Origin of the sequence: Streptomyces sp. NBC_00878, from assembly GCF_026341515.1 — a bacterium.
In the GTDB taxonomy this organism is placed as follows: domain Bacteria; phylum Actinomycetota; class Actinomycetes; order Streptomycetales; family Streptomycetaceae; genus Streptomyces.
Genome location: NZ_JAPEOK010000001.1, coordinates 4,138,724 through 4,159,256, shown reverse-complemented (window position 1 = coordinate 4,159,256; position 20,533 = coordinate 4,138,724). Strand labels below are relative to the sequence as shown.

10 protein-coding genes and 1 pseudogene are annotated in these 20,533 nt (G+C 71.1%); 9 read left to right on the top strand and 2 right to left on the bottom strand.

Going from position 1 to position 20,533, the window contains the following annotated elements; translation table 11 throughout:
- Nucleotides 1–90: 90 nt before the first annotated feature.
- On the bottom strand, nucleotides 91–1,362 hold the full coding sequence (locus tag OHA11_RS17305; protein WP_266497186.1) for a serine hydrolase: 1,272 nt from the start codon (nucleotides 1,360–1,362) through the stop codon (nucleotides 91–93).
- Between the two features lie 178 nt (nucleotides 1,363–1,540).
- Here OHA11_RS17305 and OHA11_RS17300 point away from each other — a divergent pair, with 178 nt between their 5' ends.
- The 5 genes and pseudogenes from OHA11_RS17300 (at nucleotide 1,541) to OHA11_RS17280 (ending at nucleotide 12,173) form a co-directional block, all read left to right on the top strand.
- Nucleotides 1,541–3,727, top strand: coding sequence for a serine/threonine-protein kinase (locus tag OHA11_RS17300; RefSeq protein ID WP_266497185.1), 2,187 nt, complete (start codon nucleotides 1,541–1,543; stop codon nucleotides 3,725–3,727).
- A gap of 154 nt (nucleotides 3,728–3,881) precedes the next feature.
- Nucleotides 3,882–6,794, top strand: a complete 2,913-nt coding sequence (locus tag OHA11_RS17295) for a protein kinase (protein WP_266497183.1) — start codon at nucleotides 3,882–3,884, stop codon at nucleotides 6,792–6,794.
- Nucleotides 6,795–6,938: 144 nt separating this feature from the next.
- Nucleotides 6,939–8,759, top strand: a complete 1,821-nt coding sequence (locus tag OHA11_RS17290; RefSeq protein ID WP_266507249.1) for a protein kinase — start codon at nucleotides 6,939–6,941, stop codon at nucleotides 8,757–8,759.
- Between the two features lie 179 nt (nucleotides 8,760–8,938).
- Nucleotides 8,939–10,327 (top strand): annotated as a pseudogene (locus tag OHA11_RS17285) (serine/threonine-protein kinase); the annotation flags it as partial.
- 151 nt (nucleotides 10,328–10,478) lie between these two features.
- Nucleotides 10,479–12,173, top strand: a complete 1,695-nt coding sequence (locus OHA11_RS17280; protein ID WP_266497180.1) for a protein kinase — start codon at nucleotides 10,479–10,481, stop codon at nucleotides 12,171–12,173.
- A gap of 219 nt (nucleotides 12,174–12,392) precedes the next feature.
- Here OHA11_RS17280 and OHA11_RS17275 read toward each other — a convergent pair whose 3' ends face one another.
- Nucleotides 12,393–13,226 carry a hypothetical protein gene (locus OHA11_RS17275; protein WP_266497179.1) on the bottom strand — a complete coding sequence of 278 codons (834 nt, stop codon included), beginning with the start codon at nucleotides 13,224–13,226 and terminating at the stop codon, nucleotides 12,393–12,395.
- A 159-nt stretch (nucleotides 13,227–13,385) separates the two neighbouring features.
- On the opposite strand from OHA11_RS17275, the gene OHA11_RS17270 reads away from it, so the two are divergent.
- The 4 genes from OHA11_RS17270 to OHA11_RS17255 all read left to right on the top strand — a co-directional run bounded on the left by OHA11_RS17270 (nucleotide 13,386) and on the right by OHA11_RS17255 (nucleotide 20,452).
- Nucleotides 13,386–14,912 carry a diacylglycerol kinase family protein gene (locus OHA11_RS17270; protein ID WP_266497177.1) on the top strand — a complete coding sequence of 509 codons (1,527 nt, stop codon included), beginning with the start codon at nucleotides 13,386–13,388 and terminating at the stop codon, nucleotides 14,910–14,912.
- 38 nt (nucleotides 14,913–14,950) lie between these two features.
- Nucleotides 14,951–16,837, top strand: coding sequence for a serine/threonine-protein kinase (locus OHA11_RS17265; RefSeq protein WP_266497176.1), 1,887 nt, complete (start codon nucleotides 14,951–14,953; stop codon nucleotides 16,835–16,837).
- A gap of 136 nt (nucleotides 16,838–16,973) precedes the next feature.
- Nucleotides 16,974–18,599 carry a succinic semialdehyde dehydrogenase gene (locus tag OHA11_RS17260; RefSeq protein WP_266497175.1) on the top strand — a complete coding sequence of 542 codons (1,626 nt, stop codon included), beginning with the start codon at nucleotides 16,974–16,976 and terminating at the stop codon, nucleotides 18,597–18,599.
- Nucleotides 18,600–18,652: 53 nt separating this feature from the next.
- Nucleotides 18,653–20,452, top strand: a complete 1,800-nt coding sequence (locus OHA11_RS17255) for a GMC oxidoreductase (RefSeq protein WP_266497173.1) — start codon at nucleotides 18,653–18,655, stop codon at nucleotides 20,450–20,452.
- Nucleotides 20,453–20,533 lie beyond the last annotated feature (81 nt).

The window sequence follows — 20,533 nt, the reverse complement described above, 5'->3', positions numbered from 1 at the left end:
GGTCCTGCCGTGGTGGAGGCTACGGAAGCCGAGCGGATGTCACCCGAACGAGTGTCCTGAGCTGGGATCTTTGCTCGGAACCCGGTCGTTCTACGGGGTGCGGGGGCAGAACTCGGCGGCGAGCAGGGCCGGTTCGAGGTCGGGGTCTGCGATCGCGTCCGTGTTCACGCGGAAGGTGAGGACACGACGGCCGTCGCTGGTGGCTGCGGTCCGGACGTAGCTGCCGGTGATGCGGCCGTTGTGACCCCACACCGTGGTGCCGCACGGAAGTTTCACGGGATACAGGCCCATGCCGTACGAGCCGTGTGCGGTGCGGGTGTCGAGCATCTCGCGCAGTTGGCGGGGTGGCAGCAGGTCGCCGCGGAGCAGGGCCGCGTAGAAGCGGTTCACGTCCGCCAGCGTGGTGACCAGTTCGCCCGCCGCGCCGGCCACGCGCGGGTCCAGATCGGTGACATCGGAGCCGTCGGCGGCGTAGGCGCGGCCGTGCGGCTCCGGCAGAGAGCTACGGGCGCCCGGGAACGAGGTGTCTGTGAGATGGAGGGGAGTGATGACGCGGCGCTCGGCCTCCGTGGCGTATGAGCGGCCGGTGACCTGCTCGACGACCATGCCGAGCAGCACGTAGTTGGTGTTGGAGTACGCGAAGCGGCCGCGATCGGCCGGGGAGTGGGTGAGTGCGATACGGACGGCTTGGACAGGCGTGAGGGGGACGGTGCCCGCGGTGTCGGCGGTGAAGTCGGCGAGGCCGCTGGTGTGGGTGAGCAGGGCGCGCAGGGTCAGGGCGCGACCGTCGTTGCCCGCGCCGCGCACCAGGCCCGGCAGATGAGCATCCACCGAGTCGGACAGGGACAGGCGGCGTTCGGCGGCCAGTTGCAGGACGACCGTCGCGATGAATGTCTTGGTGATGCTGCCCGCGCGGAAGTGGTCGGTTTGGTGGATGGCGTCGGCGGGGCGGGCGTTGGCACGGCTGGTTTCGGCGGAGTTGGTTTCGGAACGGCTGGTTTCGGCGGAGTTGGTTTCGGAACGGCTGGTTTCGGCGGGGCTGGTTTCGGCACGGCTGGTTTCATCGGGAGCCGAAGGGTCGGTGCGGGGATCCGGGCGGAGCTCGGTGTCGGATGAGGCAGCCGGTGGCGGGGTGGTGTTCGCGAGGGTGACGCGGGAGGTCGCGGGGGCTTCCGCGTGGGTGAAGCGGGAGCCGGATTCCTCGTCGGCCAGCAGGGCGGCGGCCGGGGCCTTGCCTCGGGTGACGAGCTGCGTGAGGACGGTGTCCACGGCCGGGGCAGCGGGGGTTGTCGAGGCGGTCGAGGCCAGGGAGAGGAGGGTCAGGCACACAGGAAGGGTGAGTAGCGTCCTCAGTGGCGGCATCGAGGTCCCTCCTTGTCGCCCGCTCATCATGGGGGACGGCCTCGGCCGGGCGACAGGCGGGGCCAGGTGAGGGGCGGCGCGGGAATCGATGCTTCCGCGCGGGGCACCCGGGGCGTCGGGCGGCGGCCGGGTGGGTGACAATGGAGGCTCTGTCAGGGCCGGTTGTTTGAGGGGACGCATGTCGGAGGCGGAGCGCGCGGGAGCATCCCGGAAGGACGAGGACGAACGTCTTCTCGCCGGGCGGTACCGGCTGGGAGGGGTCCTCGGTCGCGGCGGCATGGGCACTGTGTGGCGGGCCAAGGACGAGACGTTGGGCCGGACCGTCGCGGTCAAGGAACTGCGGCTGCCGTCGCGCATCGACGAGGACGAGAAGCGGCGGCTGATCACGCGGACCTTCCGTGAGGCCAAGGCCATCGCGCGGATCCGGAACAACGGCGCCGTGACGGTCTACGACGTGGTCGACGAGGACAACCGGCCCTGGATCGTGATGGAGCTCATCGAGGGCAAGTCGCTCGCCGAGGTCATCCGTGAGGACGGGCTGCTCACGCCGAAGCGCGCGGCCGAGGTGGGACTGGCCATTCTCGACGTGCTGCGTTCGGCGCACCGCGAGGGCATCCTGCACCGGGATGTGAAGCCGTCGAACGTGCTCATCTCCGACGACGGCCGGGTCGTGCTCACCGACTTCGGTATCGCGCAGGTCGAGGGCGACCCGTCCATCACGTCGACCGGCATGCTCGTCGGCGCGCCCTCGTACATCTCGCCGGAGCGGGCGCGGGGGCACAAGCCGGGCCCTGCCGCCGACCTGTGGTCGCTCGGTGGGCTGCTGTACGCGTCGGTGGAAGGCGCGCCGCCGTACGACAAGGGGTCCGCCATCGCGACGCTCACCGCGGTGATGACGGAGCCGTTGGAGCAGCCGAAGAACGCCGGTCCGCTGGAGAAGGCCATCTACGGACTGCTCGTCAAGGACCCCGAGCAGCGGCTCGACGACGCCGGGGCCCGGGCGATGCTCACCGAGGTGATCCACGCGCCCGAGCCCAAGGAGGGCGAGCCGGAGTCGGCGGACGTGACGAAGGTCGTGCCGCTGCCCGAGCTTCCGGTGGACGCCCCTGCGAAGAAGGGGAGTTCGGGCGGCAAGGGCGGGTCCGGGAACAAGAAGGGCGAGGAGCCGGGGGAGCGGCTTCGTGGAGCGCTGCGTTCCGTGCGGAAGGGCAAGGGGGCCGGGGCGGCCAAGGGGGCCGACGCGGCGGGAGCTGCCGCGGTGACCGGCGCCGGGAAGGCCGCGGACGCCGGGGCCCGGGCGGCGGAGGGATTGGACGGCAAGGCGGCTACGGCCTCTGCTTCGGCCTCGGCCGCGGTTGCTCCGGAGACCTCTGCCCCTGACTCCGCTTCCCCCTCTCCCTCCTCTCCCTCGACCACTCCTGCTGCGTCCCCCTCTGCCGCTGTTTCCGCCTCTGAGTCCGCCGTCGGTTCTGCCTCCGCAGGGGCAGACGCGGCTGCTGCGGAGAGGGGGCGGGCCGCCGCTACTTCCGTGGTGAACTCCAGTGCGGTGGGCGGGGCTTCGGGCGGCGCCGGGGACACGCATCCGCGGACCGTCGCGCCGAGGGCGCCGCTCACTGATGTGGTGCCGCGGCGGACGTTGGTGATCATCGCCGTGGTCGTCGTACTGGCCGTGCTGGGGACGATCCTCGCCGTCACGCTCAGTGGTGACGACTCCGAGACCAAGGACAACAAGAGCGGCGACGACAAGTCGGTGTCCAGCGGGGCGAGCGCGGGCAGTGACACCAAGCAGGACGAGAACAGCGGTACCGACAAGGGCAGCGGAGAGAAGACCGACTCCGCCGGCGGGGGCGCGAACACCGGCAGTTCGCCGAGTGCGAGCGCTTCGAGCGGGGCCGGCGGTTCGGGCGACGGCTCCGGCAGCGGTTCGGCCGACGGCGTCGTGGATACGTACGAGAGCGGGCAGGGGTTCTCGATCGGGCTGCCCAAGGGCTGGAAGTACGAGTCCACCAGTGCCGCCGGGTCCAGGTTCGCCGGTCCCGACGGGCAGAAGCTGCTGGTCGGATGGACCACGACGCCCAAGGACGACCCGGTGGCGGACTGGAAGAACCAAGAGCAGTTCATGCAGCGGCCGCAGTACAAGCGCATTCGAATAGAGAAGGTGAACTACCGCGGCTGGAACACGGCCGACTGGGAGTTCACCTATGTGGAGAGTGGGACGCAATACCGGTCGATAGACCGTGGGTTCGTCGTGAACGACAGCCTCGGATATGGGCTCATGTACACCGCGAAGGGCTCGAAATGGGACACAGAGCTTCGTAAAAATACGTGGCTGACGCTGACGAAGTCGTTCGAACCGAAGTCCTGAGGGGCACGAGACTCCTGAGATCTCGTATCTCCTCACTGTGGGTTGCCTCCGGCACGTATCGTGAGTGGTTGCGGACCGTACGCAGCCACATCTGCAGCCACAACGGGACGTATGGCGAACGGAATTGACCAACCGGGCGGCCGGGGGAGGCATCGTGGACGACTATGCGGGACGGGTACTCGCCGACCGTTATCGCCTGCCGCTGCCGCCGTCGGACGAGTACGAACTCGCCGAGACCCGGGCCTTCGACACGTACAGCGGACAGGAAGTCCTGGTCCGGCAGGTGCCGTTGCCCGAGATCGTCGAGGCGGAGGTGCTCGACGCGGACGGGCTGCCCGACGGGTTCGTGGCACGGGACGCCGGGGCGCGGCGGCCGGCCGCGCGGACCACGCGGCGGCCCACCGAGCCGGCGGTGCGGCGGGCGATCGAGGCGGCGCAGGCCGCGGCCCAGATCCCCGACCATCCCCGGCTCGACCAGGTCTTCGACGTGTTCGCCGAGGGCGGGTCGTTGTGGATAGTGAGTGAGATGGTGGCCGCGCGGCCACTGGCTGCGCTGCTCGCGGAGCGGCCGCTGAGTCCGTACCGGGCTGCCGAGGTGGCCTCCGATGTGCTGACCGCGTTGCGGGTGCTGCATGCCCACGGGTGGGTGCACCGGAACATCACCGCGCGCACAGTGCTTGTCTGTGACGACGGGCGCGTGATGCTCACGGGCCTTGCCGCGGGGGCCGCGGAGGAGGCGCTGTGCGGGTACGACCCGGTACCGACCGCCGAGGGTGAGCGCGGGGCGGGTGGCCCCGGAGCGGGTAGCCCCGGGGTGGGTGACCCCGGAGCGGCAGGCGGTCCGCCAGGCCAGACAGGCCAAACTGGCCACATAGGCCCAACCGGCCCAACCGGCCCAACCGGCCCGGCGGGTCCGGCGGGTCCGGCGGGCTTGTCCGGGACGCACGGCCAGCTCGGGCAGTACGGGCAGCAGTACGGGCAGCCCCAGCAGGGTGGTTCGGCCGGGCAGCCCGGTTCAGGTGGTGTGCCCGGTGCGCGAGTTGCCGGTGGCGATCGGGCTGCCATCGAGGCCGTTCCCGGGAGCGGCGGAGGCATGTTGCCCGTCGCGCAGGGACACGGGCAGGGGCAGTCGGCGGGTGCGGCGCAGCGGGCGTTGGAGTCCGGCGGTGATGTGCGGGCCGCGCGGGCCGGGGCCATCGCGGCCTACCGTGCCGGTGCGCGGGCCGCGGCTCGGGTGCAGGAGGAACAGCGGAGCGGCCAGCGCGGGGAGTTGCCCGCGCCGCGGTCCCGGCCCGACGGGAGCGAGGCCGAGGCCGGGCAGACCGCCGGGCTAGGAGTGGAGCGCACTTCGCCGCCGGGGCAGATCGCCGACCCGTACGGGGTGGGGCGGTCGTCCAGTTCCTGGCACGGCGCGGCGCCGCGCCATGGTGCCCCAGCGATCGGCGGGAACGGGCAGAACCGACCTCCCGCACTTCCCGGCGGCGGGGACGGGGCCGAGGGCGGGAACAGCGGCAATGGCGGCGGCAACGGCGGCAACGGGGTCCACGGCAGCGGCGTACCGGGCCACGGTGACGTCGCCGGATTCCCTGCGGGCGGCAACGGCGTGTCCCACGTCGGGAGCAGCAACGGCATCGCTGGCCACCCCGCCAACACCACGGACCCCGCCTATGCCACCGGCCACACCATCAGTACGAGCGCCGGCGCCGACACCAGGACCTCCATCGAGGCCGCCCCGACCGGGGCCGCGCCCACTCAGTGGAGCCAGTTGACCCCGGCCGTCGCCGCACATCGGGGCCCCGCCACCGCCCTGGCGGCCGAGCGGGCCCGGCAGGCTCGGATGGCCGTCGTGGGGCCCGTCACCGAGCGCTGGGCGCCCGAGCAGGCCGGGCCCGTGCACGAGAACTGGCAGTTGGCGGCGCCGATCGGACCCGCGACCGACCTGTGGGCGTTGGGCGCGCTGCTCTTCCGGGCCGTTCAGGGGCACGCGCCCTACCCGGAGGAGAACACCGCCGAGCTGGTGCAGTTGGTGTGCGCCGAGCCGCCCGCGTTCGCCGAGGAGTGCGGGCCGCTCCGGCCGGTCGTGGAGTCGTTGCTCCGCCAGGACCCCACCGAGCGGCTGGACTTCGAGGAGCTGCGCGGCTGGCTGCGTTCGCTGGTGCGGTCGGCGCCCGAGCCGGAGGCGGGGACGTACGTCGTGGCGGCGCCGCCCGCGGACCCCAAGCGTCTGCCGGTCGTACGCCGCCGGGGCGAGCTCGTCCGGAGGCGCCGTGCCGGACTGCCCGACACCAGCCCGCACGGCCGCCACAAGCGGGCCAAGCAGGGCAAGGAGGTCAAACCCCGCCGACTCGGCCGCACGCTGGTCGTGCTGATACTGCTGGCCCTGGTCGCGGCCGTCGCGTATGCCGTCGCCTTCATGCCCAAGTCGAACACCGCCGGTGAGCGGACCGGTTCCGCCGGGGAGGTCGGCACTCCGACCCCGGGTCACTCCGCCGACACGGACACCGGCACGGACGGGAACGCGGGCACGGATCCGCAGGACGAGACGTCGCCGAGCAAGGAGAACAGCCCGACGCAGTCGTCCAGTTCCACCGCCCGGACCACCGACCCCGCGGTCTCGCAGGGCTTCACCCTGCGCAAGGACCCCGAGGGCTTCCGCGTCGCGGTCGCCAACGGCTGGGACCGGACGGGGAAGAACGGCCGCGGCCAGGTCGTCTACTCGCACGGCGACTTCGAGCTGCTGGTCGTACCCGGACGCGACAAGACCAGCGAGTACGGCACCGATCCGATGACGTACCAGCGCGAGGACGAGCGCGAGTTGCAGCCCTTCCGCGACTCCACGTGGGCCACGTCCAGTGGGATGCGACGCATCGACGTGGGCGGACGAACCATGGCCGAGGGCCAGTTCACCTGGCAGGACTCCCAGGGGACCGAGGTCTTCGTACGCAATCTCGCCATCATCGTCGACGGTCGGTACCACGTGGTGCAGGTGCTCGGTCCGGAGGCCGAGCGGGACGAGGTGTCGCGGCTGTACGAGCAGGCGGCCGCGACCTATCAGGCCACGGGCTGAGGCCTGATCGCCGCCGGGCGAGGGCGCGTTCCGGCAGGGATCAACCGTCACAGTGCTGTCTCCGTAGGACCCCGCCGGTTCCCTGGGCGGCGGCAGGTCCTTAGTCTGACCCTGTCAAGACCATTGCGGGGAAACGTGAATCAGATGCAAGGCCTGCTGCTGTCGGGGCGCTACCGGCTCGTCGACTCCATCGGCAGTGGCGGCATGGGCCGGGTGTGGCGCGCGCATGACGAGGTGCTGCACCGTGCCGTCGCCATCAAGGAGTTGACGGCCGCGCTCTACGTGTCCGACAGCGACCAGTCCGTGCTGCTCGCCAGAACCCGGGCCGAGGCGCGCGCGGCCGCACGCATCAACCACTCAGCCGTCGTCACCGTGCACGACGTACTGGAGCACGACGGCCGTCCGTGGATCGTGATGGAGCTGGTCGAGGGCCACTCGCTCGCCGACGCGATCAAGGAGGCCGGGCGCGTCGAGCCCCGGGAGGCCGCGCGGGTCGGGCTGTGGGTGCTGCGCGCACTGCGGGCCGCGCACGCCGCCGGAGTGCTGCACCGCGACGTCAAGCCGGGCAACGTACTGATCTCCAACGACCGGCGCGTCCTGCTCACCGACTTCGGGATCGCGCAGGTCGAGGGCGACACGACCATCACGCGTACTGGAGAGATCGTCGGCTCGGTCGACTATCTGGCGCCGGAGCGCGTACGTGGCCACGATCCGGGTCCTTCCTCCGACCTGTGGGCGCTCGGCGCGACGCTCTACACGGCGGTCGAGGGGAGGTCTCCGTTCCGGCGGACGACCCCGCTGACCACCATGCAGGCAGTGGTGGCCGACGAGCCCGAGGAGTTGCGGCACGCCGGCGCGCTCGCGCCCGTCATCGCCGCGCTGCTGCGCAAGGAGCCCGACGAGCGGCCCGGGCCGGACGAGGCCGAGCAGATGCTCGCCGAGGCCGCGGAGGGGCGGGCGCCGAGTTCGGCGCAGGCTTATGTGCCGACGGAACATGTGGCCAACTCATATGAGTCCGACGGGTCCCATGGGTCTTGGGGTACGTATGGGTCCGCTCAAGGTGCATATGGGCCTCAAGGTTCCCAGAGTCCCCAGGGAGCCCATGGAGCTCAGGGAGCGCTCGGCGCTTCTGGCCCGCAGAGTGCCCCTGGCAGCCCTGGCGCTCCCGGCGCCTTTGGTAGCCCTGGTGTCCCCGGCGGCCCCGGCGGCCATGACACCTACGGTGGCCACGGGCGTCCCGCGCCCGATCCCGCTGTCGCCACCGTGAACCAGCCGGCGGTCGCCGGGACGAAGCGCCGCCGCGTCAGCACGCTCGTGCTCGTCGTCGTACTGGCCGCGCTCGTGGGTGGCGGGGGCGTCGCGGCGGTGCTGTACGGGGACGGGTGGATCACGGGCAGCAACTCGGCGTCGTCGTCCCCCACCCCGTCGCTCACCCCGTCCTCCTCGGCGGAGCCGTCGGACGGCGGCCAGGGGAACCAGACCCAGGACCCCCAGGCCGGCGGCGTCCCGGACGGCTGGGAGCGCGTCGACGACCCCCAGGGTTTCAGCCTCGTCCTGCCCAAGGGCTGGCAGCGGCAGCTCGAAGGCACCCAGGTCGACTACACGCCCGACAACGGCGAGAACTTCGTCCGCATCGCCGTCGATGACGCCCCGGACTTCGACACTCCGTACACGCATCTGCTCGACCTGGAGCAGCAGTTGGGGCGGCTCCAGGACTACGATCGGGTCAGTCTGGAGGAGAACACCTTCCGCGACCGCCCGGGCGCACTCTGGGACTTCACCTGGAACGCGCTGCCGAAGGACACGGAGTTCCCCGGGCCGCGCCGGGCCATCGAGCAGGCGTATCTCGACCGCAACGGCGTCGAGTACGTGATCTACATGTCCGCTCCGGCGGCCGACTGGGACACCGCGAGGGCACGGTTCGACACGATCCTGCGCGGCTGGCGGGCCACGGCCGCCCAGTGACCCCGTACGCTCCGTACGCTCGCACGTCCGTAACCCCGTACGCCCGCGCGCAAGGGCGCACGTCCGCTTGCGCGTGAGCGCATACGCCCAGCCGTGCGTGCGACCGTGTACGTCGCTTGTCGGCCACCCGCGTCGTAGCGTCCCGGAGGGCCTCCGTCCGTTGCGGCATGATGGGGCGCATGGTGACCGAGGGGGACAACGTCCGTGTCATCGCGGGCCGTTACCGGCTGGAGTCCAGACTCGGCCGGGGCGGTATGGGCGTCGTATGGCGGGCCACGGACCAACTCCTCGGCCGCCAGGTCGCGGTCAAGGAACTCGCCCTCGACACGTCGCTCTCGGCGGAGGAGTCCCGGCAGCAGCGCGAGCGGACCCTGCGTGAGGCGCGCGCGGTCGCGCAGTTGCAGGACCCGCACATCGTCGTCGTGCATGACGTCGTCGAGCAGGACGAACGCCCCTACATCGTCATGGAGTTGATCGAGGGCGGCTCGCTCGCCGAGCGTATCTCCCGGCGCGGGCCCGTAAACGCGGCCGAAGCGGCCCGGATGGGGATCGACCTGCTCGGCGCGCTGCGCAGGGCGCACGGCGCGGGCGTCCTGCACCGTGACCTGAAGCCCGCGAACGTACTCCTCACCGCGGAGGGCCGCGTCGTCCTCACCGACTTCGGGATCGCCCAGGTCGCGGGGTCGACGACGCTCACCGAGAGCGGGTCGTTCGTGGGCTCGCCCGAGTACACCGCGCCCGAGCGGATGTCCGGCGTCAGGACCGGGCCCGAGTCCGACCTGTGGTCGCTCGGCGCGCTGCTCTGCACGGCTCTGAGCGGCGAATCGCCCTTCCACCGCGACTCGTTGGGCGGGATCCTGCACGCGGTGGTCGTCGACGACATACATCCGCCCGCCGCTGCCGCGCCCCTGCTTCCCGTCGTACGGGGCCTGCTCGAGCGTGATCCCGAGCGGCGGCTCGACGCGGTGGAGGCCGAGCGGCTGCTGCGGGCGTTTCTCGACACGGGCCGGATGCCGCCGGTGTCGCCGGGCTATGCGCCGACCCGGCGGGACGCGCCGAGGCCGCGGCCGCAGTTACATCTGCGGTCGCATCCGTGGTCACATCCGTCGTCCCAGCCGCCGTCGCAGTCGCAGTCACGGCCGGAGTCACGGCCGGAGTCACGGCCGGAGTCACATTCGGTGCCCGCGCCGCCGGGCCTGTCCGACTCGTCGGATCCGTCTGACCCTTCGGACTCTTCGGACCCTTCGGAGCCGTCGGACCGGTCCGTGAGACCGACGCCGATGGTGAGGCCCGTCGTTTCCTCGCGCTCCCCCACACGGAACGTGCTGATCGCGATCGCGCTCGTCGCCGCGATGGCCGGGGCGGGCGTGTCCGCGGCCACGCTGCTGATGAACGGCGACGGCGCCAACGTGCCCACGTCGCCCACGAGTTCCCAGCCCTCGTCCCGTGCGACGACCACCGCGCCGACGAGCCCGACGGCCACCTCGACCACGAGCCCAGCCAGCAGCCCAGCCACGAGTGCGACGTCGACCGCGAGCGCGAGCGCGACCTCGACCTTGCCCACGAGCGCGAGCGCGAGGGCGACGAACGTGCGCCCCTCGGGCACGTGAGTTGCACGGCTGTGTAAATGGAACATAAGTAACGCCGTGCGTCACGGGTCTGTGACTGGAAAGCGCCCAGGGTGGATCCCGAAGCGCATGCCGCGATAGGGATGGACCCATGAGCAACAACGGGGGAGCCCCCTACGGGTCTGACGAACCAACGAGTTTCGGCCTGCAACCGCCGCGCCCGCCGGTCGCCGTGCCGCACCCCGGGAACCCGTACGCCACGCCCAGCCAGGCCACGCCCACCCAGGTCGTGCCCGAGCAGCAGGCGCCGCAGGCCCCGCAGGTTCCGCAGGTGCCGCAGGCCCCGCAGGATCCGGGGACCGGTCGGCTCATCGCGGGGCGCTACCGGCTGCTCAGCAAGCTCGGTCATGGCGGTATGGGCACGGTGTGGCGGGCGAAGGACGAGACGGTGGACCGGGAGGTCGCCGTCAAGGAGCCGCGCGTACCGGATCATCTTCCCGAACGCGAACGAGCCAATGCCTTCGAGCGGATGCGCCGCGAGGCGCGCGCCGCGGCCCGGCTCGACCACCCGGCCGTCGTGAACGTCCACGATGTCGCGGTCGTGGACGGCCAGCCGTGGATCGTGATGGAGCTGGTGCGAGGGCGTTCGCTCGGTGCAGCCTTGCAGGAGGGCACGCTTGGGGCGCGTGAAGCGGCGAGAATCGGCCTCGACGTGCTCGGCGCGCTGGAGGCCGCGCACGCGGCGGGCATCCTGCACCGCGACGTCAAGCCCGACAACGTCATGCTCGGCACGGGCGACCGGGTCGTCCTCACCGACTTCGGCATCGCCCAGATCGAGGGCGAGACGAATCTGACCGACACCGGCGGCTTCGTCGGCTCGCCCGAATACATCGCACCGGAACGGGTGTTGGGGCAGCGGCCGGGGCCGGCGTCGGACCTCTGGTCCCTCGGCGTGGTTCTGTACGCGGCCACGGAGGGTGTCTCGCCGTTCCGCCGCAGCAACACGCCCGCGACGCTTCAGTCCGTCCTCAACGCCGCGCCCGCCGCGCCCGCCGCGGCCACGGGACCGCTCGCCGAGGCGATCAACGGCCTGCTCGACAAGGATCCGGCCCGCCGCCCGAGCGCCGCGCAGGTGCGCGCGCTGCTGGAGCAGTCCGCGCGCCCGCCCGAGGCCGCGCCCACACAGGTCGTACGGATGGCGGAGCCCGGCGGCAGGTCGATCCGGGTCGGCCGCAAGGCGTGGATCGGGATCGGTGCGGCGGTCGTCGCGACCGCGGTGGCGGCGTACCTGGTGGTCGCGGACCCGTTCGCGGGGCCGTTGCCGGACGGCTGGAAGAAGACGGACGTGAAGGCCCTGGGCGCGACGGTGGCCGTGCCGGCCGGCTACCGGAAGACCGTGCCCAAACCCGACGCGGCCAAGGACGAACACTGGGTCCAGTTCACCGACTTGAGCGGCACCCTCTGGATCAGCCTCACGCTGGCCAAGAAGGCCGAGGACACCAGTGAGGACATCGCCGCGTCGGCGGCGGCCGAGATGTACGACGATGACGCGAGCTACAAGCAGAGCGGCAGCTACGGCATGGACATGGACTCAGAGCCAGTTCCCAAGAGCAAGCCGGAGCCGACGACGTACAAGGACCGGAAGGCGGCCCTCAACACGATCGTCTACTCGACCACGGACACCGACACCCCGCTTCCGCGCGAGATGCAGGTCCTCTACTACAAGACCAAGTCCGGCGACATGTACAAGCTCATGATCGGCTATCCGGGCAAGGGAGACTTCACCGAGCGCGGGCGCGAGGTCGCGAAGACGACGATCGCCAACCTGGACATCAACAAGCTCTGAAACCCCGGGGAGGGCGAGCCGGTGACTCCGGCCCGCCTTCCCCGCAAGCGGTGTGCCAACGGGTGTTGCGCCAACAAGCGTGTGCCAACAAGCGTGTGCCAACGGGTGTTGCGCCAACAGCCGTGTGCCATGGGTCAACAGCCGTGTGCCAACCGCCGTTGGCCCCAACAAGCGTTGGCCCAGCCGAACTCAGCCTGACTCAGCCGAACCCGGCCCAGCTCAGCCCAGCTTCGCCGTCTGGGCCTTGATGAGGTCCGCCGGCACGTCGTAGTCGGAGACCTTGGCGTCATCGGCGAACGCCGCCATGCTGAGCGAGTAGTACGTGGCGACCGTGTTCCCGTGCCGCGCGACCTCCGCGTGCACGACCGGGTCACCATCGGCGTCCGCGGTCACCGCGAACGCCACCGACTCGTCGCCGTTCCCAGAGGCCTTCTCCGACGCGACCTTCTTGAACTTCTGGGGCTCGGCGTCGGCCGTCGCCGTGAAGCCACCGCCGCAGCCGTCGATCGCGGCGGAGACCGCGGACATCGTCTCCTTCGCGCCGTCACCCTCGTACGAGGACAGCGAGACGAGGGTGACCGTCGAGCCGAGGGCGTCGGTGATCGAGTTCATCGCGTCCTCCATCTCCTCCTCGGTCATGTCCTCCAGGTCCTTCGTGGGGGATGCGCTCGCCTTGGCCGTCGGGTCCTCCTGGGCCATGCGGATGACGTGCGAGGCCGAGTCGCCCGGCGCGAAGCCGGTGAGGACGTACGCGAGGGGCGCGCACTTCTCGTCGGCGACCTTGATGTCCTTCTTGGAGGAGGCGAACGCCTCGGACTGGTCGGCCGGGCCGACCTTGAAGCCCTTGACGTCGGCCGTCGCGATGATCAGCTTGTCCAGCTCACCGTCGCTGAGGGTCTTCGCTGCCGCGGCCGGCTCCTTGCCGCCCGCAGCCTTGTCGTCCTTGCCCGACCCGGAGTCGGAACCGCTGTCGGAGCACCCGGTCACCAGGGCGAGAGACAGGACGGACACAACGGCTGCGGCACCGGTACGCGGCAGCGCGAATCTCTTCATTATTCGAATGTTCCTTCGGTTGTACTGCGGTGAAAGGGGGAGTCTGTGGGCAGGTCAAGGAAACGTCAAGCCGGTTGCGGCAACGGCATACTGCTCTCCACTGACGGAGAATCGGGACGACGGCCACCGGCCTCCTTCCTGCGGAGAGAGGTGAAGAGCGTGGGCCTGGATCTCGACGGGCGGGCGCACGCCCGCCAGCGGTGGGCGGCGCGCGGCGCCCTGGCGAGCGCGGGCCTCGCCGTGCTGCTGCCGATCGGATGTGCCGGGGCCGCGAGCGTGCTGCTCGTCATGGTCGGGGCGCTCGGCACGGCGGTGACGGTGGCCGCCCTCTGGTGGGTGCTGACCCTCCGAGGGACAGCCCGGGGTGCGGCCGGGGCGCTGGCCCTCGCGACGCCCCTCGTGGTCATCTGGCTCTTCGCCGCCGCGAATCTGCTGTGGGTCGTCGTCGTTTCCCTGGCGCTGTGGGGCCTCGCCGTCTCGGCCGGGAAGTTCGCGCTCAGCACGACCAAGTCGCATGCCGTGCGCGTGTCCGAGCACCGGACGCCCGCACCCGCCCGGCCCTTCCTCATCATGAATCCGCGGTCCGGGGGCGGGAAGGTCGAGCGGTTCGGGCTGAAGGAGAAGGCCGAGCGGCTCGGCGCGCGCGTCCACCTCCTCGACCCCGAGCGGCGGGAGGACGTCACCGAGCTCGCCCGGCGTGCTGTCGCGGACGGGGCGGATCTGCTCGGCGTCGCGGGCGGGGACGGTACGCAGGCACTGGTCGCCGCGGTCGCCGCCGAGCACGGCATCCCGTTCCTCGTCGTCTCCGCCGGGACCCGCAACCACTTCGCCATGGATCTCGGCCTCGACCGGAACGACCCCGCCACCTGCCTCGACGCGCTGACCGCCTCAGGGGTCGAACTCCGCGTCGACCTCGGCTTCGCCGACGAGCACCCCTTCGTCAACAACGCCTCGTTCGGGGCGTACGCGGTGGTCGTACAGAGCCCCGAGTACCGGGACGACAAGGTGCGTACGACGCTGGAGCTGCTGCCGGAGCTGCTGACACACCAGAAGGGGCCACGGCTGACCGCCCGGATCGAGGAGAAGGGCGGGACGACTGGGTCCACTGGGGCCAGCGGGGCCATTGGGATTGGCGGGATTGGCGGGACCAATGGGGCCCATGAGACCAGTGGGGCGGGCGGGACCAGCGGGCCGGAGGCGTCCGAAGTCGCCGTCATCGACGCGCCCCAGGCCCTCCTCGTGAGCAACAACCCCTACCGCATGGACGACCCGGCGGGGCTCGGCTACCGCGAGCGGCTGGAGTCCGGTCTGCTGGGCGTCCTCGGCATCAAGGTCGAGAACGCGGCCGAGGCCGCCGGGCTGCTGCTCGGGGTGCACGCCAAGGGGCTCACGGTGGCCACGGCCCGCGAGGTCGTCGTCGACGCCGACCGCCCCGAGATCGAGGTCGGCGTGGACGGCGAGGCCTTTGTCCTGCCCACACCGGTACGGTGCCGCATCGAGCCCGGGGCCCTGCGCGTACGCGTGCCCTGGAACCGGCCGGGCGTTCCGGAGACCAAGCCGCCCATCGACTGGCGGCGGCTGCGCAAGCTCGCGGCGGCGGTGGGCCGTACGGCACTTCCCAAGCACAAGAGGTTCCTGCCCAGGAACAAGGCTGTTTCCGAGAAGCGGAACCCTCCCACGGTTTGACGTCGACAAGTTCCGGCTCCGCACGGTACTGATGGGGCATGAGCGATGGCGGGGGGCGGTTGATCGGCGGTCGCTACCGGCTGGCCGAGCGCATCGGTTCCGGTGGTATGGGCACCGTATGGCGGGCCGTGGACGAACTCGTGGAGCGGGACGTCGCGGTCAAGGAGCCGCGGCTGCCCGGCGATCCGCAGGACGCGGCCCACCAGCGCGCGTACAACCGGCTGCAGCGGGAGGCACGGGCGGCGGCGCGCGTGGAACACCCGGGGGCCGTCGCGATCCATGACGTCGTCGTGGAGGACGGACTGCCCTGGATCGTCATGGAGTTGATCCGCGGGGAGTCCCTCCACGAGTTACTGCAACGCGGTGCGCTCCCGCCCGCCGAGTCCGCCCGGATCGGGCTCGCCGTCGTGGGCGCGCTCAAGGCCGCGCACGCCAAGGGCATCGTGCACCGAGACGTGAAACCGGCCAACGTGCTGCTCGGACAGCACGGCCGCGTCGTACTCACCGACTTCGGCATCGCACACATCCAGGGCGAGGAATCCCTCACCATGAGCGGGGAGTTCGTGGGTTCCCTCGAATTCATCGCACCCGAGCGGATGTCGGGCCGCGGCGCGGGCCCGGCCGCGGACCTGTGGTCCCTCGGCGTCTGCCTGTACGCGGCCGTCGAGGGCTGGTCCCCTTTCCGGCGTACGACGCTGGAGTCCACCCTCGCCGCGATCCTGTCCGGCGAGCCACCGGAACCCAAGCAGGCGGGGCCACTCGGGCCGCTGATCATACGGCTCCTGGCGAAGGACCCCGCCGAGAGACCGGACGCGGACGAGGTCGTCGTCGCGCTGGAGGCGGTGGCGGAGGGATGGCCCGTTCCACGGGGAGATCTGTCGGTCCCTCAGGACGCCTCCATGCTCAGGGAGTTCGCGGACGACGCGGGGACGGTACGTCTCGGCGGGCCCGCCACGTCGGTCGACGCGCCCGCTGAGCCGAGATCATCCGAAACACCGGAGTCGTCCGAGCGGCGTGAGCGGCCTGAGCCGTCCAGTCGGTCCGGGCCGCCCGAGTCGCCCGAGTCGCCCGAGTCGTCGGAGTCGTCGAAGCCGCCTCCCGCCCGGCCGGAGACGACCACCTCGTCCGAGACGACCGCCTCCACCGCGACAGCCACTCCCTCCGAGCGCCCCGCCCCGCCCGAGCCCCGCGCCCCGTCGGCGGAAACCCGGGCCGACTCCCTCCCCGTACCGCCCAAGCCCAAGCTCAAGCGCAAGGGCCGCACCGCCCGTCTCGTGGCCGGAACCCTCGCCGGCGCCCTCCTCGTCGCGGGCGGTGTCTGGCTCGGGACCTCGCTCACCGATGACAGCGCGACCGCCGTAAGGGGCGCGGGGGACAAGCCGTCGGCCGCCTCGGTCACGCCCACCCCCGCTCCCACCGGCGCGGCGGCGGACAGCTGGGTCGCGCACAAGGAGGAGGAGTTGAACGCCGTCCTCTCCCTCCCCAAGCAGTACGTGCGTTTCCACGAGCAGGGCGACGCCGACGACCAGCCGCGTATGGCCATCTACGACAACGACGAGGTCGTCCAGGTCCGCCTCACCCAGTGGGACGAGGCGCCGCGTTCGCCGATGGGCCAGGCGAAGGCGTCGGCCGAGATCTGGGCTGGATACGGGGAATCGAAGTCGCAGTACACGCAGACGTCCTTCAACGGGGACGAGGCCGTGTTCGTCGACACCACCTACGAAACCGAGGGCAGGCTGGTCCGCGTCATGCAGCTGATGATCCTCACCGACGACAGCCGGATGTACGAGCTGCGCGTCGACATGCCGAAGGGCACGGCGGACGAGGAACGGGGCGCGGACGTGTTCAAGGGGGCGCGCGACCGGCTCGAGATCGGCGGGTCGAGGAAGTGGTCGCCGCGCGCCGAGGTTTCGGTCCGGCCCTGACCCGACCTGATCGTCGCCGGACAACCGCCTGATCAGGGCATTCATGCCAGTGATCACTGGCGTCATGTGTGCAGTCGGTGAAACCGTATTACCGTCGGGTACCCAAAGCGGCGGGCCCGGGCATACGCTGCCGCTCATGACGGACTCGCAGGCCCCGGTACAGGCCCCGGAAAAGACCGGCACCAACCCACTCGCGCCCGCCCCCGAGGGCGCCCGCACGGCCGCTGACGTGGTCACGCCGGAGCTGATAGCGCAGCTCACGCGTGGTGTGGTCGGTTCGGGCCGCACCGCCAACCACACGCCGTTCACCGGCGAGAAGCTGGCCGACCTGCCCGAGTCCACCCCCGAGGACGTGGAGCGGGCCTACGAGAAGGCCCGCGCCGCCCAGGCCCTCTGGGCCCAGACCCCCGTCAGGCAGCGCGCCGCCGTCCTCCTCCGCTTCCACGACCTGGTGCTCGCCCGCCAGGCCGAGGTGCTCGACCTGATCCAGCTGGAGACCGGCAAGGCCCGTCTGCACGCCCACGAGGAGGTGCAGGCCGTCGCCGTGGCGGCCCGCCACTACGGCCGCAAGGCCGCCTCGTACCTGCGGCCCAAGCGTCACACGGGCGCCGTGCCGACCCTCACCAAGGTCACCGAACTGCGCCACCCCCGAGGCGTGGTCGGCCAGATCGCCCCCTGGAACTACCCGCTGGAACTCTCCGTCGGCGACGCGCTCCCCGCCTTCGTCGCGGGCAACGCCGTTGTGATGAAGCCCGACACCGAGACCTGCCTCACCGCCCTGTGGGCCCGCGACCTGCTGATCGAGGCGGGCCTTCCGGCGGATGTGTTCCAGGTCGTCCTGGGCGAGGGACCGGTCGTCGGCCCCGAGGTCGTCAAGCACGCCGACTACGTCTCGTTCACCGGCTCCACCCGCACGGGCCGCGAGGTCGCCCAGAGCGCGGCGGCCCGGCTGGTCGGCGTCTCCCTCGAACTCGGCGGCAAGAACGCCATGCTGGTCCTGGAGGACGCCGACATCGACAAGGCGGCGGCCGGCGCGGTCCGCGGCTGCTTCTCCTCCGCCGGCCAACTGTGCATCTCCATAGAGCGGTTGTACGTCCACGAGTCGATCGCTGACGTCTTCGTGGAGCGGTTCGCCGCACGCACCAAGGCGATGCGGCTCGGCACGTCCCTCGCGTACGGAGCCGACATGGGCTCGCTGGTCGGCGAGCGCCAGCTGGAGACCGTGACCCGGCACGTCGAGGAGGCGGTCTCCAAGGGCGCCAAGCTCGTCGCGGGCGGTGTCGCACGCCCGGACATCGGCCCGTACTTCTTCGAGCCCACCATCCTCGACGGCGTCGAGGCACCCATGGCCGTCTGCGGCGAGGAGACCTTCGGACCGGTCGTCTCCATCTACCGCTTCAAGGACGAGGACGAGGCGGTCGAGCTCGCCAACTCCACGTCGTACGGCCTCAACTCGTCGGTCTGGACGAAGGATGGCCGCCGCGGCGCCAAGGTCGCGGCCCGGCTCCGCACCGGCACGGTCAACGTCAACGAGGGCTACGCGTCCGCCTACGGCAGCGTCCAGTCCCCGATGGGCGGCATGGGGGACTCCGGCCTCGGCCGCCGCCACGGCTCCGAGGGCATCCTCAAGTACACCGAGGCCCAGACGGTCGCCCAGCAGCGCCTGCTGCCGATGGCCCCGTCCCTGGGCATGGACGACGAGGGCTACGCCCAGTTCATGAGCCGCAGTCTGAGGCTGATGAAGGCGTTCCGGTTCCGGTAGGAGCTTTTTTGGGGCTCTGCCCCTGCACTGCACACTCAAAGGGGAGAAAGCACGTGCCTCAGGACGCTTACGACTACGACGTCATCGTCGTCGGTTCCGGCTTCGGCGGATCCGTCACCGCCCTCCGCCTCACGGAGAAGGGCTACCGCGTAGGCGTCCTGGAGGCGGGCCGCCGCTTCACCCCCGAGTCCCTGCCCAAGAACTCCTGGGACCTCAAGAACTACCTCTGGGCGCCGAGACTCGGCCTGTACGGAATCCAGCGCATCCACCTCCTCGGCAACGTGATGGTGCTGGCGGGCGCCGGCGCCGGCGTCGGCGGCGGCTCGCTCAACTACGCCAACACCCTCTACGTACCGCCGAAGCCGTTCTTCGAGGACCCGCAGTGGAAGGACATCACCGACTGGCAGGAGGAGTTGAAGCCGTACTACGACCAGGCCCAGCGCATGCTCGGCGTACGGCTCAACCCGACCATGACCCCCTCGGACGTCCATCTCAAGGCGGCCGCGCAGCGGATGGGCGTGGGCGACACCTTCCACATGGCGCCGGTCGGTGTCTTCTTCGGTGACGGCGAGGACGCCGACGGGACCGCGAAGGCGGCGCCCGGGCAGCGGGCCGACGACCCGTACTTCGGCGGGGCCGGACCCGCACGCAGGGCGTGCGCCGAGTGCGGCGAGTGCATGACCGGTTGCCGGCACGGCGCGAAGAACACCCTCAACGAGAACTACCTCTACCTCGCCGAGAAGGCGGGCGCGGTCGTCCACCCGATGACGACCGTCGTGTCCGTCACGGACGACTCGCAGGGCGGCTACGCCGTCACGACACTCCCGACGGACGAGAAACGCAAGGGCGGGAAGCGTAAGGGCGGGGGCAGGACCTTCAAGGCCCGCCGGGTGGTCCTCGCCGCCGGTACGTACGGCACGCAGACCCTGCTGCACCGCATGAAGGCGGGCGGCCACCTCCCGTACCTCTCCGGCAGGCTGGGCGAGTTGACCCGTACCAACTCCGAGGCCCTGGTCGGTGCGCAGACCGACAACCGCCGTTACCGGAAGGCCACCGGCGAGGCGAAGGTCGACTTCACGCGCGGAGTCGCGATCACGTCGTCCGTCCACCCGGACGAGAACACCCACATCGAGCCCGTCCGCTACGGCCGTGGCTCGAACTCGATGGGCAGCCTGTCCATCCTCCAAGTCCCGTACGCGGAGGGCTCGTCGAGGGCTCTCGGCTGGTTGGTCAACGCGGTGAAGCACCCCACGCTCGTGGCGCGTTCGCTCTCCAACCGGCGCTGGTCGGAGCGGACCATCATCGGCCTGGTGATGCAGTCCCTCGACAACTCCCTGACGACGTACCTGAAACCGAAGGGCGCGGGCAAGGGCCTGCTGACGGCCCGTCAGGGACACGGTGCCCCCAACCCCAAGCAGATCAGGGCCGCTTCGGAGAGCGCCTCCGCGATCGCCGCGGAGATCAACGGCTTCCCCGGCTCGAACGTCGGCGAGCTGATGGGCACCCCGCTGACCGCCCACTTCCTGGGCGGCTGCCCGATCGGCGCCTCGGCCGACGAGGGCGTCATCGACCCGTACCACCGGCTGTACGGACACCCGGGCATCTCCGTCGTCGACGGCGCCGCGGTCTCCGCGAACCTGGGCGTCAACCCCTCGCTCACGATCACCGCGCAGGCCGAGCGCGCGATGTCGTACTGGCCCAACAAGGGCGAGGCGGACCCGCGTCCGGCGCAGGGAGCCGCGTACGAGCGCCTGAAGCCGGTCGAGCCCCGCTCACCCGCCGTCCCCGCGGACGCCTTCGGCGCGCTGCGGCTGCCGTTCCTGGGGATGCCGACGGTGCCGCCGAAGAAGTAACTCCGGCCGTACTCCTTCTGTCTTCTGTCTTCTGTCTGCTGTCTGCTGTCCGTCGTCCGTCGTCCGTCTTCCGTGCTCCTT

What these genes read in the sequence shown, in the direction of transcription:
- OHA11_RS17305 (WP_266497186.1), bottom strand. Translation starts at nt 1,362, where the DNA reads ATGCCGCCACTGAGGACGCTACTCACCCTTCCTGTGTGCCTGACCCTC.
- OHA11_RS17290 (WP_266507249.1), top strand. Translation starts at nt 6,939, where the DNA reads ATGCAAGGCCTGCTGCTGTCGGGGCGCTACCGGCTCGTCGACTCCATC.
- OHA11_RS17300 (WP_266497185.1), top strand. Translation starts at nt 1,541, where the DNA reads ATGTCGGAGGCGGAGCGCGCGGGAGCATCCCGGAAGGACGAGGACGAA.
- OHA11_RS17275 (WP_266497179.1), bottom strand. Translation starts at nt 13,226, where the DNA reads ATGAAGAGATTCGCGCTGCCGCGTACCGGTGCCGCAGCCGTTGTGTCC.
- OHA11_RS17265 (WP_266497176.1), top strand. Translation starts at nt 14,951, where the DNA reads ATGAGCGATGGCGGGGGGCGGTTGATCGGCGGTCGCTACCGGCTGGCC.
- OHA11_RS17280 (WP_266497180.1), top strand. Translation starts at nt 10,479, where the DNA reads ATGAGCAACAACGGGGGAGCCCCCTACGGGTCTGACGAACCAACGAGT.
- OHA11_RS17260 (WP_266497175.1), top strand. Translation starts at nt 16,974, where the DNA reads ATGACGGACTCGCAGGCCCCGGTACAGGCCCCGGAAAAGACCGGCACC.